General features: G+C 62.3%; 12 protein-coding genes and 1 riboswitch. Of the genes, 7 read left to right on the top strand and 5 right to left on the bottom strand.

Annotated elements, in window-relative coordinates:
- The first annotated feature begins 117 nt into the window (after positions 1-117).
- From J2W17_RS11975 to J2W17_RS11960, 4 genes are all read left to right on the top strand, one after another.
- Complete coding sequence (locus J2W17_RS11975; RefSeq protein ID WP_307333831.1) at positions 118-1944, top strand: DUF1302 domain-containing protein; 1827 nt, start codon at positions 118-120, stop codon at positions 1942-1944.
- Positions 1945-1975: 31 nt separating this feature from the next.
- Positions 1976-3334, top strand: a complete 1359-nt coding sequence (locus J2W17_RS11970) for a DUF1329 domain-containing protein (RefSeq protein ID WP_307333829.1) — start codon at positions 1976-1978, stop codon at positions 3332-3334.
- Between the two features lie 70 nt (positions 3335-3404).
- Positions 3405-4466, top strand: coding sequence for a WD40/YVTN/BNR-like repeat-containing protein (locus J2W17_RS11965; RefSeq protein ID WP_307333826.1), 1062 nt, complete (start codon positions 3405-3407; stop codon positions 4464-4466).
- Between the two features lie 30 nt (positions 4467-4496).
- Positions 4497-7070, top strand: coding sequence for an efflux RND transporter permease subunit (locus J2W17_RS11960; RefSeq protein WP_307333824.1), 2574 nt, complete (start codon positions 4497-4499; stop codon positions 7068-7070).
- On the opposite strand, the gene J2W17_RS11955 is transcribed toward J2W17_RS11960, so the two are convergent.
- The 5 genes from J2W17_RS11955 to J2W17_RS11935 form a co-directional block, all read right to left on the bottom strand.
- Positions 7016-7807: an ABC transporter ATP-binding protein gene (locus tag J2W17_RS11955; protein WP_307333822.1), complete on the bottom strand. Its 792-nt coding sequence runs from the start codon at positions 7805-7807 to the stop codon at positions 7016-7018. The two genes, J2W17_RS11960 and J2W17_RS11955, sit on opposite strands and share 55 nt — an antisense overlap.
- Positions 7804-8808, bottom strand: coding sequence for a FecCD family ABC transporter permease (locus J2W17_RS11950; RefSeq protein ID WP_307334086.1), 1005 nt, complete (start codon positions 8806-8808; stop codon positions 7804-7806). The genes J2W17_RS11955 and J2W17_RS11950 overlap by 4 nt, the downstream gene beginning before the upstream one ends.
- Positions 8809-8816: 8 nt before the next feature.
- Complete coding sequence (locus J2W17_RS11945) at positions 8817-9830, bottom strand: ABC transporter substrate-binding protein (protein ID WP_307333820.1); 1014 nt, start codon at positions 9828-9830, stop codon at positions 8817-8819.
- 143 nt (positions 9831-9973) lie between these two features.
- A riboswitch (cobalamin riboswitch) is annotated at positions 9974-10170 on the bottom strand.
- 73 nt (positions 10171-10243) lie between these two features.
- A complete protein-coding gene (locus J2W17_RS11940) occupies positions 10244-12424 on the bottom strand; it encodes a TonB-dependent siderophore receptor (protein ID WP_307333818.1) in 2181 nt (726 codons plus the stop codon).
- Between the two features lie 215 nt (positions 12425-12639).
- Positions 12640-13614: an aliphatic sulfonate ABC transporter substrate-binding protein gene (locus tag J2W17_RS11935; RefSeq protein ID WP_307333816.1), complete on the bottom strand. Its 975-nt coding sequence runs from the start codon at positions 13612-13614 to the stop codon at positions 12640-12642.
- A gap of 225 nt (positions 13615-13839) precedes the next feature.
- On the opposite strand from J2W17_RS11935, the gene J2W17_RS11930 reads away from it, so the two are divergent.
- The 3 genes from J2W17_RS11930 (at position 13840) to J2W17_RS11920 (ending at position 16596) form a co-directional block, all read left to right on the top strand.
- Complete coding sequence (locus J2W17_RS11930; protein WP_059404251.1) at positions 13840-14055, top strand: TOBE domain-containing protein; 216 nt, start codon at positions 13840-13842, stop codon at positions 14053-14055.
- Positions 14056-14316: 261 nt separating this feature from the next.
- The gene (locus J2W17_RS11925; RefSeq protein WP_307333812.1) at positions 14317-15258 is read left to right on the top strand and encodes an aliphatic sulfonate ABC transporter substrate-binding protein; all 942 of its coding nucleotides are present in this window, start codon (positions 14317-14319) and stop codon (positions 15256-15258) included.
- Positions 15259-15270: 12 nt separating this feature from the next.
- Positions 15271-16596, top strand: coding sequence for an LLM class flavin-dependent oxidoreductase (locus J2W17_RS11920; protein WP_307333810.1), 1326 nt, complete (start codon positions 15271-15273; stop codon positions 16594-16596).
- Positions 16597-16608: the final 12 nt, after the last annotated feature.

Below are 16608 nucleotides of genomic sequence, written 5' to 3'. Positions count from 1 at the left end.
TGAATCGAACACTGCCCTGTCGGGGTTATGAGTGGTGGGCACCGGTACGCCCGATTTCAATGACAGGGTGTTTTTTCAACAACGCAAAACAACAACAAAAAAAAGCGGAGACAAGCTATGCACGTTAACAAAAATCGTGGTTTGAGCGTGTTGGAGCCAACGCTGCTGGCCTCGGCGCTGTTCCTCGCCGCTTTACCGGCAGCTCAGGCCCTGGAACTCGATACCGGCAATGAAGACTGGGTGGTGCGTTTCGACAACACCTTCAAGTTCAACTACGCCCAGCGGGTCGAAAGCCCCAACAGCAAGTTGGCCAATGCCTGGAACAACAACGACGGCAACCGCAACTTCTCTTCCGGCAGTGCAGTGTCCCAGCGCCTGGACGTGCTCTCGGAACTGGACGTGACCTACCAGCAGAAGATGGGTTTTCGCGTCAGCGCCAACAGCTGGTACGACCATGCCTATGACCATGTCGGCAGCGATAACGCGGCGACCAACCAGCTCAACCACGGGGTGCCGGACTCGCGCCATCTCAGCGGTTATGCCGATCGCTACTACAACGGCCCGTCGGCCGAGATCCTCGATGCCTTTGTCTTCGGCAGCCTGGAGGTAGGCGAAGAGTCGATACTCAGCGCCAAGCTCGGCAAGCACACCCAGTACTGGGGTGAGAGCATCCTGGCGTTCGCCCACGGCAACAGCTACGGCCAGTCCGGGCTGGACATTTCCAAGGCGCTGGCGGTGCCCGGCACCGAAGCCAAGGAGTTGTTCATCCCGCGCAACCAGCTGTCCACCAGCCTGACCGTCAGCCCGGAGCTGACCCTGGCGGCGCAGTATTTCCTCGATTGGGACGCCTCGCGCCTGCCGGAATCCGGCACTTATCTGGGCTTCAACGACGGCATCCAGAATGGCGGGCACAACCTGTCGCTGATCGGCGGCGTCAATCCGTTCTTCGGTGCTCCGGGGCCGATCGGCGCCAACCAGTTTCTGCGCCTGAGCAACGGCCATACCTTCACCCCGGACGATCGTGGCGACTTCGGGCTTATGGCCAAGTGGAGCCCGGAATGGCTCGACGGCACCCTGGGTTTCTACTATCGCAACACCTCCGACATCCTGCCCAACCTGGCCTTGCAACCGACCGCCGTCGGCCCGGCGCAGCTGATCTCCGGCAACATCGGCAGCTACAACCAGTTCTATGTCGATGACATCGATATCTATGGCATCAGCCTGTCCAGGAGCATCGCCGGGGTCAGCGTCGGGTTCGACCTCAACTACCGCGAGAACATGCCGCTGGCCAGCGTTGCCGGCACCGTCAATCCGGCGGCGGCCAATGCCGGTGTGCCCGGTTTCATCGGCAGCTTCAATGGCGAAGACGGCGTGGCCCGCGGCAACACTGTGCATGCGGTGCTCAACGGCCTGACCACTTTTGGCGACACGCCGTTGTGGGACAGCTCCTCGTTGCTGGTCGAGCTCGGTTACAGCCGCTGGCTGGACGTGACCGACAACAAGCAACTGTTCAAGGGCGAGGACTGGTACCACGGCACCGACAAAGTCACCAAGGACAACTACATACTCGGCGTCAACTTCAACCCGACCTGGTACCAGGTGTTCCCCGGCGTCGATATGTATATGCCGATGACCTACAACGTCGGCCTCAACGGCAATTCCGCGGTGCAGCTGGGCGGCAACGAAGATGCCGGCAGCTACTCGGTCGGCATCGGCATGGATGTGCACAACCAGTACCGCTTCGACCTGAAGTACGTGGACAACTTCGGTCCGTTCGATACCTGCGACTCGGCGGGCAGCGCCGCCAGTCCCGGCGCTGGCGCGGCGCCGGGAGCCAACGGGCAGTACAACTGCGTGCCCGGCCAGACCACCGCGTTCGGCGGTACACCATCCCAGCTCAAGGATCGCGGCATGGTCACTTTAACCTTCAAAACGACTATTTGATCCAACCGTTGCCTTGCAACAGGAGACACCCATGAAACTCGTCAACTCTTTACTGGCCACCACCCTGGCGCTGGCCGTCGCCGGTGCCGCCCATGCGGCCGTATCCCCAGACCAGGCTGCAAAGCTCGGAACCAGCCTGACGGCCGTCGGTGCTGAGAAAGCCGGCAATACCGATGGCTCCATTCCGGCCTACACCGGCGGGCTGACCAGTCTGCCGGCAGGTTTCAAGAGCGGTGACACCTTCCGCCCGGACCCTTATGCCAACGAGAAGCCGGTGCTGGTGATCGATGGCAAGAATGTCGCCCAGTACAAAGATAAACTGACTGCCGTCACCGTCGAATTGGCCACGCGCTTTCCGGGCTTTCGCGTCGAGGTCTACCCGACTCACCGCAGTGTGGCCCTGCCGCAGAATGTGCTGGCCAACACCTTGAAGAACGCCACCGGCGCCAAGTCGCTGGAAGGTGGCAACGCGATCGAGAACGTTTTGCCGGGTGTGCCGTTCCCGATCCCGCAATCCGGTGCCGAGGCCATGTGGAACCATCTGCTGCGCTATCAGGGTGTTGCCTATTCGACCAAATATGATTCCTGGAACGTCGATGCCTCGGGCGGGCAGAACCTGGCCACCAGCGGCGAAATCGTCAACTCGTTTCCGATCTTCGAAGACCTGACCAAGGTCATCGACGCCAAGGACACCTACTTCCAGACCCGCTTGTTCTACACCGGCCCCGCGCGCCGTGCGGGCGAGGCGATCATGCTCAAGGATGCCGCCAACCCGCTGGTGCAGGCGCGCCGTGCCTGGCAGTACTTGCCCGGCCAGCGCCGCGTGAAACTGGCACCGACCCTGGCCTACGACACGCCGAACCCGGGCACCGCAGGGTCGGGCACTTATGACGACGTGTATGTCTTCAACGGTGCACTGGATCGCTACGACTGGAAACTGGTCGGCAAGCAGGAAATGATCGTGCCGTACAACACCTACGCGCTGAGCTACATCAAGGATCCGAAAGCCCTGACCACACCGAACCACCTGGCGCCGCAATTCGTGCGCTGGGAAAAGCATCGCGTGTGGGTGGTGGAAGGCACGCTCAAGTCGGGTGCCCGGCATATCTACGCCAAACGCCGTTTCTACCTGGATGAAGACAGCTGGGTCGCTCTGGCATCCGACCAGTACGATGCCCGCGGCCAGCTGTATCGCGGCTCCTTCAGCTTCCTCTCGCAAAGCTACGACGTGACCACGCCCAACACCACGCCGCACGTGATCTATGACCTGGTGGGCGGGACGTACAACATCAACGGGTTGTCGGGCGCCTACGGCGGCATCAAGTACATCACGCCGCTCTCCAAGGCGCAGTGGTCGCCGGACGCGCTGGCCGGTACCGGTGTTCGTTAAACGCTTCACACCTAGAGACCGGGCTGCACCCTGCGCGCAGCCCGGACCGGTTCTGGCCAGAGGACGCACCATGTGTTCATTCAAGAAGGCGTTGGCACTGCTGTTGGTGTTGTGGCAGGCAGTTGCCCAGGCATCCGGCTACGTTGACGTGCTGGATTTGCCCGCCAGGCCCAGTGCCCTGGCGGTGCGCAGCCCCTTGCTCGATGTCACGAGTGCCGGGCAGCGCCTGGTTGCCGTCGGGCAGCGTGGCCATATTCTTTATTCCGATGATGACGGCAAGCAATGGCAGCAGGCGAGCGTACCGGTCAGCAGCGACCTCAACGCCGTGTATTTCCCTACCCCCGAACAAGGCTGGGCTGTCGGCAACGATGGCGTGGTACTGCACAGCAGCGACGCCGGCGCGACCTGGAAAAAGCAACTGGACGGTCGCCAGATCGGCGCGTTGTCGGTCAAGCATTATGCGGCGCTGGCGGCGGCCGATCCGGACAACGAGCAATGGCCGCTGCGGGTCGCCGATGGCCAGCGGCTGGTCGAGGAGGGCGCCGACAAGCCCTTGCTCGACCTGTGGTTCGCCGACGACAAGCTCGGTTATGTGGTCGGCGTGTTCAACCTGATCCTGCGCACCGAGGACGGCGGTCAGAACTGGACGCCGTTCCAGGACCGTACCGACAACCCGCAGAACTTCCATTTGAACGCCATCACCTCCACCGGCGATGGGCTGTACATCGCCGGCGAGCAGGGCCTGTTGCTGAAATGGGATGACGCAGCGCAACGCTTCGCCGCCGTGCAGACACCCTATCAAGGCAGTTTCTTCGGCGTGGTCGGCAAGCCCGGGGAAGCACTCGTCTACGGCCTGCGCGGCAACGTGTTGCGCAGCACCGACGGCGGCTTGAGCTGGACCCCTTTCGATAGCGGCCTGCAGGTCAGTGTCACCGCCGCCACCGTGGACGCCCAGGGGCACTATCGGATGTTCAGCCAGGCCGGGCACATGCTGGTGGCCCGGGACGACAGCCCCCGACTGCAACTTGTGCCGCAGCAGAACCCGTCGCCGGTGGCCGGTGCCGCCCTGGCCGCCGATGGGTCCCTGGTGCTGGTGGGTACCCGCGGCGCACGTGCGCTCCTCGAACAATAAGAACCAGAACAATAGTGCGAGTACTCAGACATGGCCCATACCAAGCAAGACAACATGCCGGTGATCCGCGAGCTGCGTGACTTCGATCGGCGCTCCGGCAATCGGCTGGAGCGGCTGGTGTTCAACTACCGCCCGCTGTTCATTGCGCTCATGACCCTGATCACCCTGGTACTGGGTTACATGGCCGTGACCCGCCTGGAGTTGCGCCCCAGTTTCGAGAAAATGATCCCGCAGAGCCAGCCCTACATTCAGAATTTCCTGGAAAACCGTCAGTCGCTGCGCGGCCTGGGCAATTCGGTGCGGGTGGTGGTCGAGACCACCCAGGGTGATATTTTCGACCCCGGCTACCTGGACGTGCTCAAGCAGGTCAATGACAAACTGTTCCTCACCGAAGGCGTCGACCGCGCCTGGATGAAGTCACTGTGGACCCCGGCCGTGCGCTGGACCGAAGTCACCGAGGAAGGTTTCCAGGGCGGCCCGGTGATGCCTGACAGTTATCAAGGCTCGCCATCGGACATCGAACAGCTACGGCAGAACATTAACCGGGCCGGTATCGTCGGCAGCCTGGTGGCCAGCGACTATAAATCGAGCATGCTGATCGTGCCGCTGCTGGACAAGGCCACGGCCAGCGGTCAGCGCCTCGACTACCACGCCTTTTCGCAGATGCTCGAAGCGCAATTGCGCGACCAGATCGAATTCGCCGGTGACAGCGCGGCGCGCCAGGCCGGGGAGGAGGGCAAGGGTCAATATAAAGTCCGGGTGATCGGGTTCGCCAAACTCATGGGTGATCTGATCGACGGGCTGATTCAGGTGATGATGTTTTTCGGCCTGGCGGTGGTCACCTCGCTGGTGATCATTTATGCCTACACCCGCTGCGTGCGCAGCACCTTGCTGGTGGTCGGCTGCTCGCTGATCGCGGTGGTCTGGCAACTCGGCATCGTCGCCTGGCTGGGTTACGCCATCGACCCGTATTCGGTGCTGGTGCCGTTCCTGATCTTCGCTATCGGCGTGTCCCATGCCGCGCAGAAGATGAACGGCATCATGCAGGACATCGCCCGTGGCACCCACAAACTGATCGCCGCGCGCTACACCTTCCGCCGCCTGTTCATTGCCGGCGTCACCGCATTGCTGGCCGATGCCGTGGGTTTCGCGGTGTTGATGCTGATCGATATCCCGGTGATCCAGGATTTGGCCGTCACCGCCAGCATCGGGGTGGCGGTACTGATCTTCACCTCGCTGTTGCTGATGCCGGTGGCGTTGTCCTATATCGGAGTCGGGCGCACGGCCGCCGAGCGCGCGCTGAAAATCGAGACCCGGGCCGATGGGCACAAAGGCTTCGGCAAGCTGTGGGACACGCTTGATCGCTTCACTACCCGCAAGTGGGCCACCGGGGCGGTATTGGTCGCGGTGCTGATGGGCATCGGCGGTTTCATGGTCAGCCTGCAACTGAAGATCGGCGACCTGGACAGCGGGGCGCCGGAGTTGCGCGCCGACTCGCGCTACAACCGTGACAACGCCTACATCACCCAGCATTACGCGCTGTCCAGCGACCTGTTCGCGGTGATGATCAAGACCCCGGCTGAAGGTTGCCTGAATTACCGGACGCTGATCCTCGCCGACCGCCTGGCCTGGGAGTTGCAGCAGTATCCCGGGGTGCAGGCCACGGCATCCCTGGTCAACGCAGTGCGCCAGATCACCGCCGGTACTTACGAGGGCAACCCCAAGCTCAACAGCATCCAGCGCAATCAGGACGTGCTGAACTATGCCGCGCAGCAGGCCTCGGTCAACTCACCGGAGCTGTTCAACACCGATTGTTCGCTGATGCCGGTGATCGCCTTCCTCAAGGACCACAAGGCCGAGACCCTGGATGCGGTGGTGGCCATCGCCGACCAGTTCGCCCGGGACAACAGCAGCGAAGATCGCCAGTTCCTGCTGGCCGCCGGCAGCGCCGGCATCGAGGCCGCGACCAACATCGTGGTGCGCGAGGCCAACCGCACCATGCTGCTGTATGTCTACGGCGCGGTGACGCTGTTCTGCCTGATCACCTTCCGCAGCTGGCGCGCGACCTTGGTGGCCCTGCTGCCGCTGGTACTGACCTCGATCCTCTGCGAAGCGCTGATGGTGGTCATGGGCATCGGCGTCAAGGTCGCGACCCTGCCGGTGATCGCGCTGGGGGTCGGCATTGGCGTGGACTACGCTCTGTACTTGCTCAGCGTGCAGTTGCAGTACCAGCGCCAGGGCCAGCCGTTGATGCAAGCCTACCGCAACGCCGTGTCGTTCACCGGCCGGGTGGTGGGCCTGGTGGGCATCACCCTGGCGGCCGGCGTGGTGTGCTGGGCCTGGTCGCCGATCAAGTTCCAGGCGGACATGGGCATTTTGCTGACCTTCATGTTTTTGTGGAACATGTTGGGTGCCTTGATCCTGATCCCGGCGTTGTCGCATTTTCTGTTGCGCACTCATCATGTTCTGGGCAAGAGAGCAGAGGAGGTGGGACTGGAAGTGGTTGGTGCCGAGGGATCGCCGGGTATGACTCAGTGTCCGGGGGCCGGTCAAACAGCGCGAAACCGCAATATCCGCGCGCCGTCGAAAGGGTCTGTCAGATAATGCGCCTGCACGCCAAACGTCTCCTGCAGGCGCTGCGGGGTCAGCACCTCGAGCGGTTTGCCGAGGGCCACCAGTCGTCCCCGTTCCAGTACCGCCAGACGATCGCAGCCCAAGGCCTGATTCAGGTCGTGCAGCGCGATCAGTGTCGTCACCGGCAGCGCCTGCACCACATTGAGGATCGCGAGCTGGTGCTGGATGTCCAGGTGATTGGTCGGTTCGTCCAGCAACAATATTTGCGGGCGCTGGGCCAGGGCGCGAGCGATGTGGACTCGCTGGCGTTCGCCGCCGGACAGGCTGTGCCAGGTGCGGTTTGTCAGGTGTGCCGCATCGACGTCGCACAGCGCCTGCTGGACGATGGTAGCGTCCTCGTGCGACCACGGACTCAAGGCCGACAGCCACGGCGTCCGGCCCAAGGCGACGGCATCAAACACGTTGATGGCATCCAGCGTGTCGGCCTGTTGCTCGACCACCGCCAGGGTTTGCGCGATGGTGCGCCGAGAGAGTGCCTTGAGGCGCTGACCGTTGAGGTGGATGTCGCCCCGGCTCGGCACTCGCACGCCGGCCAGCAGTTTGAGCAGGGTGGATTTGCCCGAGCCATTGGGCCCGACGAGGCCCAGGGTTTCGCCTCGGCGGACGTCCAGATGGATATCGTGCAGCAACCCGGCGTCGCGGACCTGGAAGCCGAGGCCGGAACAACTCAGCACGCAATCGCTGATAACAGGGGAGACGGCATTCATCGGGCATTCCTCCGGCCGATCAGGATCAACGCGAACACCGGCGCGCCGACCAATGCCGTGATGACCCCGACCGGGATCACCTGGCCTTTGATCAGCGTCCGGGAGAGCACATCGGCGGCGATCAGGAACAGCGCACCCCCCAGCGCACTGGCCGGCAGCAGGCGCGCATGGCGGGTGCCCAGCAGCAGTCGCACGGCATGGGGAATGACCAGCCCGACGAAACCGATGGAGCCGACAATCGAGACCATCACGGCCGTCACCAGGGCGGCGCAGCTGATCAGCAGCAATTGCACGCGGCGCACCGGGATGCCGAGCGAAGCGGCGGAGTCGGCACCAAAAGTGAAGGCGTCCAGCGCCCGTCGATGCCACAGGCAAACGGCAAGACCGGCCACTGCCACCGGGACGGCCAGCCACACCGACGGCCAGCGCACTCCGCTGAGATTGCCCAGCAACCAGAACATGATGCCCCGGGCCTGTTCGGAACTGGCCGACTTGGTGATCAGAAACGCCGTGAGCGCATTGAATAGCTGCGAACCGGCAATCCCCGCGAGGATGATCTGCCCGGTGCCGCCGGATGAACCGCTGGCACGGGCCAGCAACACCACCAGGGCAAAGGCGGCAACAGCCCCGGCAAACGCCCCGACCGACAGCGAAATCAGGCCCGCCCCCAGCCCCAGCAACGCCACCAGCACCGCGCCCGTCGAGGCGCCGGCGGAGATACCGAGCAGGTAGGGATCGGCCAGGGGGTTGCGCAACAGCGATTGCAGGATCACCCCGCACGTGGCCAGGCCCGCACCGCAGGCCGCCGCCACCAGTGTGCGGGTCAGGCGATAATTCCAGACGATCCCTTCGTCGATCGGGTCGAGGACATGGCCGGCAGCCCACAGTTTGTTGGCCAGCACCTGGAACACCACGCCCGGATCGATGGGCGTTTCACCGATGGCCACGCCGGCAATGACGGCCAGCAGCAGGGTCATGGCGGCCAGCAGTGTGCGAATCAGCGTCCTGGTCATTTCGGCAGGTCATAGCCGTCGATGGCCGATGCCAGGGTGGCCAGGCCGTCGAACATTCTGACGCTGGCCTGCATGGCCATGGCGTCGAGGATGATGATGCGGTTGTTTTTTACCGCGTCCATGTTGCGGGTCACCGGGTCGCTGCGCAGGAAGGCCAGTTTCTTGAGGTGGTCGTCGGCGGGGAAGCGTCGGCGATCCATGCGTGCGATGACCAGGAACGTCGGGTTGGCCTTGGCGATGGTTTCCCAGCCGACGGTCGGCCATTCTTCGTCCGATTGCACCACGTTACGCACGCCCAGGGTGTTGAGCATGAAGTCGGGAATGCCCTTGTGCCCGGCGACATAGGGGTCGATATCCAGGCTGGCACTGGAAAACCAGAACAGCGCGCTGGTGTGCTCCAGGTTTTTGTCGCGCACCGTGGCGACAGACTTCGCCAGGCTGGCCTTGAGTTCGTCGTTCAACTGCTGGCCACGTTCCTGCACATCGAAGATCGCAGCCAGTTGGCTGATGCTCTTGTAGATGCTGTCGATGCGAAACGCCTCCAGCCGAGTGCCATCGGCGCCGACCAGATTGTCTTTGGCTTCGCAGTCGGAGGGCATCAGGTAGGTGGGGATTTGCAGCTCGTGAAACTGCTCGCGGGTACCGACCACGCCTTGCGGGCCGACCATCCACTCCAGTTCCACCGCCACCAACTGCGGACGTTTGCCGATTACCGCCTCGAAGCTCGGCTCGTTATCGGCCAGGCGCGGGATCGGGTCGTTCGCTGACTTGTACTGGGCCAGCACCTCGTTGAACCACAACGACGTGCCGACCAGCGTGTTGCCAAGCCCCAGGGCGAAAAGCATTTCGGTGCCGGCCTGGCCGATGGTCACGGCACGGTTCGGGGCCTGCTCGAAGGTCAGGGTGCTGCCGCAGTTCTCGACCGTCAGTGGATAACGGGTCGGGGCCGCATGGGCGAGGGTGGACAGACCCAGAGCCGTGACGAGGGTGGCAAGGCGTGACAGCAGCATGACGCAATCTCCAGTGGACCGTACTCGGAGCAGGGGGCACGGACTGGAAACACATCATCGAACGCTGCCAATAAAGCACTGACGTGACGATCACTGACGGTGACGCACGGCGCAAGGATGTCCTTCCCGGACACCCCGCCGGTTAGTGATGTTCTTGGCCGGCAGGTCTCCTGACTGATGCGTCGACGCCTGGCTCCCGCCTTCCCGGGAGTGATCCCAGTGGCAATGTCAGGAGCAGGCTCAGCACCTACAGTTGCGGGGGCAGTTCCGATTGATGCCGTGTCGGGCATCTCGGATTCCCTATTAATCCCATGTGGAAACCGGCGGTCGGCATGGTAGTCGATCATGCCGTGCAATGGTCCAGTATTTTTTCTCTGGTGCCGATTGCGCGGTGCCAGTGAGTCGGGCATCCATCAGAAGTTGATCGAGGCGCTCAACCGGGCCGTCAGCGGCGCACCCTGGAACAGGTAGCCGTCGCCCAGGTATTCGCCGGCGTCACGCCAATAGCGCTTGTCGAACAGGTTGTCCACGGTCAGGCGGAACACCGTGTCGTAACCGTCGATGCGGGGGCTGTAGCGGCTGCCGACGTTGAAAATGGCGTAGGCACCGGCCTCTACCTCACCTTGGCGATTGGCGTATTTGCTGGCGCTGTATTGCACCCCGCCGAGCAGGGCCAGTCCTTCGATCCCGGGCAGGGCGTAGTCGCCCTGGAGGCTGGCGCGCAGCGTCGGCACATTGATTGCCTGATGACCTTCATAGGCCGGCGTGCCGCTGTCGCTGACCCGGGCGCGGATCGCCGCGACACTGGCGGCGATCTGCAGGCGCTGGCTGGCCCAGCCATTGGCCGAGAGTTCCAGGCCGGTGTTCTTCTGTTCGCCCTGCTGGGTGAAGGTGAACGTGCCGTCGTCATTGGGCCGGGAGTACTGGTACGCCTGGCGGATCTGGAACAGCGCTGCGGCCAGGCTGATGCGCTGCCAGTCGTACTTGATGCCCGCCTCGATCTGCCGGGACACGGTTGGCGCGAGGATTTCAAAGGCGTTGGTGGTGAACCACGCCGCTTCGCCACCCAGGGACAAACCCTTGCTGTAGCGGGTGTACAGCGCCAGGTTTTGCAGCGGCTTGTAGATCAGCGCGGCCTGGGGCAGGAACACATAGCGTTGGGTGTGCCGGGTGGTCTCGCCCTGGCTGTCGAAGGTCTCTTCATCCAGGCGTACTTCACGCCCGCCGAGCACGGTCTGCCATTGTTCGTTGAAGCTGATCCGGTCATTGAAGAACAGCCCGTACTGGCGGCTGTCCAGGCGACGGTAGGCGTCGTCGAGCGGACCGTCGTAGCGTGCGAAATCCGCTGGTTCGCTATCGATATTGGCGCTGCCGATCATCACGTTGATGGTGTCGCGTTTATCCACCACGCGGCGAAACGCGCTGGTGCCTACGCTCAGTTCGTGACCGAGGCCACCGGTGTCGAAGGTGCCAGTGAAGGCAGCCTGTACCTCGTCATTGCGGCGGGTATCGTCCGGGCTGCGGAAGTCATAGATGTCGTAGTCGCCCTCGGGGCTGAAGTAGTTGGGCACCGCGGCGCTGGCGCAACTGGCGGAACCATAGCAACCCCAGGCAAATGAGCTGTAGTCATCGATCACCACCCGGCTGCGCGAGGCGCTGACGTTGCCTTTCCAGGTGTCGCTGAAGCGATATTCGAAGTTGCCGTTGAGGTTCAGCGCATCAGTGCTAACGGGATTCGAGCCGCTCTGGTGTGCGAGCAGTTTTTTCGGCGAGGCGTGATGTGGCAGACTGGTGCCGCCAAGCAATTGATAGCCCGGTGCCGAGCGCTGTTCCCTGGTCTGGTACTCGGCATCCAATTGCAGCAGGGCATCGGGGCTGATGTTCCAGTCGAAAGCCAGGGAGACGAAGTCGCGCTGGCCATTAGTGTGTTCGACATAGGAATGCAGCTCTTCATGGGCCACGTTGGCGCGTAGCCCGAACTGCTGTTCATTGCCGAAGAATCCGCCCACGTCCGTGGCCAGGTAACCGCTGCCACGGTCGTCCGTGGCGACAGTGACCGAACGCACGTTGGCCGGCCGCTTGGTCACGTAGTTGACCAGCCCGCCGGGCTCGCTGACGCCGCTCTGCAAGCCGGAAAGCCCCTTGAGCAATTCCACCTGTTGTTTGTTTTCCAGGCCGACGTTCTGCTCGCCGGTGATGGTGCGGCCGTTGATCTTGTAGCTGCTGGCGGAGTTGAGCGAGAAGCCACGCACGACGAAGTTTTCGTAGTAGCCGACCGGCGCGTAGCTCTCACCCACCGAGGCATCGTTCTGCAGGACTTCGCTGAGCAGGCGGGCCTGGCGATCCTTGATCAAGGCTTCGGTGACCACCGAAATCGAGGCCGGCGTGTCGAGCAATGGCGACTCGTCGAAACCGCCGACCGAGGCGCTATGGGCCTGGTAGCCAGAGGTGTCTTCGCCCGTCACGGTCAGCGCCGGCAGTTCGGTGTCGGCGGCCTGCGCGGTGTCGGCCAGCAACAGACCCAGGGCCAGAAGATTGAGCGTGAACCGTGGTGCGGACACTCCCTTGCGGGACGTCCGGTAAAGCCTATCCATGAATACTCCTCGACGATTGCGAGCACGGGCCAAGCGGACACCGGGATCCGCGGCCCGTTCTTGAAGCGAGGCATCATACAAGAGGATGTTGTCGCGTCCGCCGTTATCGATCCGGATAGGCGGTAAAGAGCGGTTGGCCAGGTCCCGGGTACAAAAAAGCGGAAACCATTTAAGTGGTTTCCGCTTTTTTTTACTAGTAAGAATCGGTGATTATCCTAAGGCTTCCAGATCTCGACATCCTTAGCATCCACCGCCTGGGGCAACAGCCCCGCGGCAAAAAACGCATCGGCGATTTTCTGCTGCTCACCCAACTGATCGCCCTTCACCGGCTGCACCTGATAACTGCGATGGTTGTTGGCGGTCTCGACGGTCGCCACATCCAGGTTGCCCCACAACGGGCTGAGTATTTTCGCCGCTTCTGCAGGGTGGGTTTTCACCCATTCGCCGGTCTTGTGCAATTGCTCGTAAACCAGCTTGAGCACCTCGGGATGCGCCTTGGCGTAGGGGGTGCTGGTCAGGTAATAGCGTTTGTAACTGGCCAGGCCTGCGCCATCCGCCAGGGTGCGAGTCGGCAGTTGACGTTGTGCGCTGGTGAGGAAGGGTTCCCAGGTGACCCAGGCGTCGACTTTGTTGTTCTCGAACGCCGCGCGGCCATCGGCGGGCGACAGGTAGGCCGGCTCGATGTCGGAAAATTGCAGGCCGGCTTGTTTCAGGGCGGCGATCAGCAAATAGTGGGAGCCGGCCGCCTTGGTGACCGCGACTTTCTTGCCTTTCAAGTCTGATAGCTGCTGCAGCGGCGAATCCTTGCGCACGACGATCGCCTGGGCTGAAGGCGAGGGCGCTTCCTGGGCGAAGTAGGTCAACTTGGCCTGCGCGGCCTGAGCGAAAATCGGCACGGTGTCGGCGACGTCGGCACTGATGTCGACATTGCCGACATTAAGCGCCTCCAACAGTGGCAGGCCGCTGGAAAACTCATGCCAGCTCACATCGATGTTGTTCTGCCCGAGGGTTTTTTCCAGGGTGCCTTGGGTTTTCAACAGCGTGATCAACGTCGATGACTTCTGGTAACCGATGCGCACCGTTTCCCGGGCCTGCGACGGAAGGGCGAAAGACAGGGCCAGCGCCACGGCCAGGCCGGTCAGCAGTGGACGACGAAATTTCGCTGCAGGGTTTTTGCTGGGCTTGGACATGGCACGCTCGCTATTGCGCAGAAAAGTAGGGCTATCTGCCATGAAGCATATGGTTCTTAAAATTATTTTATAAATAACTTTTTAGCATTAGCTTAGTGATTTTGTATATTCCATCAAGGAATAAATAAATCGTTATTTATTCCTTTTAATGTCATTCCGGGAGGTGCACCTTAGAGGCCTGCACTACAGTGCGAATTTGCCCAACACCAGACAGGAAGCCTCACCATGACCATCAAAGCGATCAACGTACGGAACCAGTTCAAGGGCGTCATCAAGGAAATAGTGGAAGGCGAAGTGGTCTCCGAAATCGATGTGCAAACCGCCTCGGGCATCGTCACCTCAGTGATCACCACCCGCTCGGTGCGTGACCTTGAATTGAAGATCGGCAGCGAGGTCATTGCCTTCGTCAAATCCACCGAGGTCTCGATCGCCAAACTCTGACCGGGCCGGCTCCAAGCCTTGAATCTCAAGACCCTCGGCTTCGATCTTCTTTGCCCTCATCGATCGGGCAGGTAGCGAAGCCGTTCAACACCGTCCGACCCAACCGGCATAACCATATAATTATATGATTCTTTCATAATCATTGAGCTCTAATATAATCAAAATTGCTTTCTGGCTCACCCTCGAAACCTCGCTGGACGCAACACGGCTGACCCGGTTTTTTGCTCGGCCTCTTCGAACCAACCCACTCCAAGGTCTTTCATGAAGTTGAAAAAACTCATCGTCGCCGCCAGCCTGCTGTTCGCCGCAGCGGGGGCTCAGGCTCAGCAAGCCATCGATATCAGCTACCAGCGTTCTTCGACCCTGTGGATTCTGCTCAAGCAGAACGGCCAGCTGGAGGAGCGCCTCAAACCCCTGGGCTTCACCGTCAACTGGCATGAATTCAGCACCGGCCTGCTCAGCTCCCTGAACGCCGGCAGTGTCGATTTGCATGCCGACGTCGCCGACGCCTTTGCCTTGTTTACCCAGGCGGCCGATGCGCCACTGACCTATTACGCCCGGGAAAATCCATCGTCCAGCGCCCAGGCGATCATTGTCGCGGACACCTCGCCGATCCGGAGTGTTGCTGATCTGAAGGGCAAGACGGTCGCGGTGTCCAAGGGCTCGGGCAGCAACTTCCTGTTGATCTCTGCATTGCAAAAAGCCGGGCTGACCCTTGCCGACATCACCCCGCGTTACCTCGAAGCACCGGATGGCGGCGCGGCATTCGCCAACGGCAGTGTCGATGCCTGGGCCATCTGGGACCCGTTCCTGGCGACCCAGCAACTGGATCATCACGTGCGGGTGCTGGCCGATGGCAAGGACGGCGTCGCCAACTACAACCGTTTCTACCTGGCGACGTCGAAGTTCGCCAAGGCGCACCCGGACGTGCTGCAAGTCACTTTCGATACCCTGCGCGAGACCGGGCAGTGGGTCAAAACGCACCCGCAAGAGGCGGCGCAGATCCTCGGGCCGCTGTGGGGCAACATTCCCCCAGCCACGGTGGAGCTGGCGAACACCCGCCGCAGCTACGACATCGTCCCGGTCAAGGTCGATGAACTGGCCGAGCAGCAACGCATCGCCGACACCTACTACGCGGCGAAGCTCACGCCCAAACCGTTGAAGGTATCCGACATCGCTGTCTGGACGCCGAAGGCGCAGTAAGGGGACGTTGCCATGAGTCGTCAAATTCACCTGTCCGCCTTTTTGCTGACCGGCCCGGTCGTCCACAGCCACGCGGTGTGGCGTCACCCTGCAACCGTCGGCAACTACCTTGAGCCCGAGTACTACGCCCGCGTCGCGAAGGTCGTGGAGGAGGGCTTGTTCGACTTTCTATTCTTCGCCGATCGCCTTGCGGTCGGTGACCAGATGGGTGGCTCCCGGGACTTGGCCTTGCGCTACGGCGCCCAGGACGCGACACGGCTGGACCCTCTGCCGATCCTGTCTTACCTGATCGGCCAGACCCGCAAGCTGGGGCTGGGCGCCACCCGTTCCACCACCTATTACGAACCGGCGCATATCGCCCGGGAATTCGCCACCCTGGATCACCTGTCCAGGGGCCGTGCGGCCTGGAATATCGTGACCTCGATGAACGACAGCGAAGGGCGTCTGTTCGGCAAGGACAAGCACCTGGAGCATGACCTGCGTTACGACCGCGCCGACGAGTTCGTCGAAGTGGCGTTGAAGCTGTGGCGCAGCTGGGGGCCGGACGCGCTGAAGCTGGATCGGGAAAGCGGGGTGCTGGCCGATCCGTCGCAGATTCACTCGGTGCAACACCAGGGCGAGTGGTTCAAGGTCGAAGGGCCATTGAACATTCCGCGCACGCCCCAGGGCCGACCTGTGCTGATCCAGGCCGGTTCGTCCGGTCGAGGCCGGCGTTTCGGCGCGCGCTGGGCCGAGGCGATCTTCACCATTCACCCGCACTTGAACGCCATGCGCGCCTTCCGTGACGACGTGCGGGCGCAGGTCGTGCAACAGGGGCGCGAGGCCGACAGCTGCAAAGTGCTGACGGCGGTCATGCCGTTCATTGGCGGCAGCGAAGCCGAAGCGCGGGCCAAGCGCGATCGGCACAACGCGCTGGCGCGTCCCGAATTGGGCCTGGTCACCCTGGCCTCGCAACTCAATGTCGACCTGTCGCCGTTTGCGTTATCCGCAACCCTGGCCGAGATCGCCCGGTCGCCACTGATCCATCCGGCCGCCGCCGAAAAGCTGCTGATGCAGGGCCCGGAAACCACCCTGGAGCAACTGGGACGGATTTTCGCCAGCAGCGTGCGCGTGCCGCAGCTGGTGGGCACCGGCGCACAAATCGCCGAGCAACTGGCCGAGCTGTTCCTGGGCGAAGGCTGCGACGGCTTCGTGATCTCGCCGGCTTACCTGCCGGGCTCGTTCAGCGAATTCGTCGAGAGCGTGATTCCTCATTTGCAACGCAAGGGCTTGTTCCGCCGCGCCTACGAGGGCTCGACCTTGCGTGAGCATCTGGGGCTGGCCGGACTGAAGGACTAAGCACCTCCATCA

The sequence above is a fragment of the Pseudomonas lini genome, from assembly GCF_030812475.1.
In the GTDB taxonomy this organism is placed as follows: Bacteria; Pseudomonadota; Gammaproteobacteria; order Pseudomonadales; family Pseudomonadaceae; genus Aquipseudomonas; species Aquipseudomonas lini_A.
This window is presented reverse-complemented; position numbering and strand designations above follow the sequence as displayed.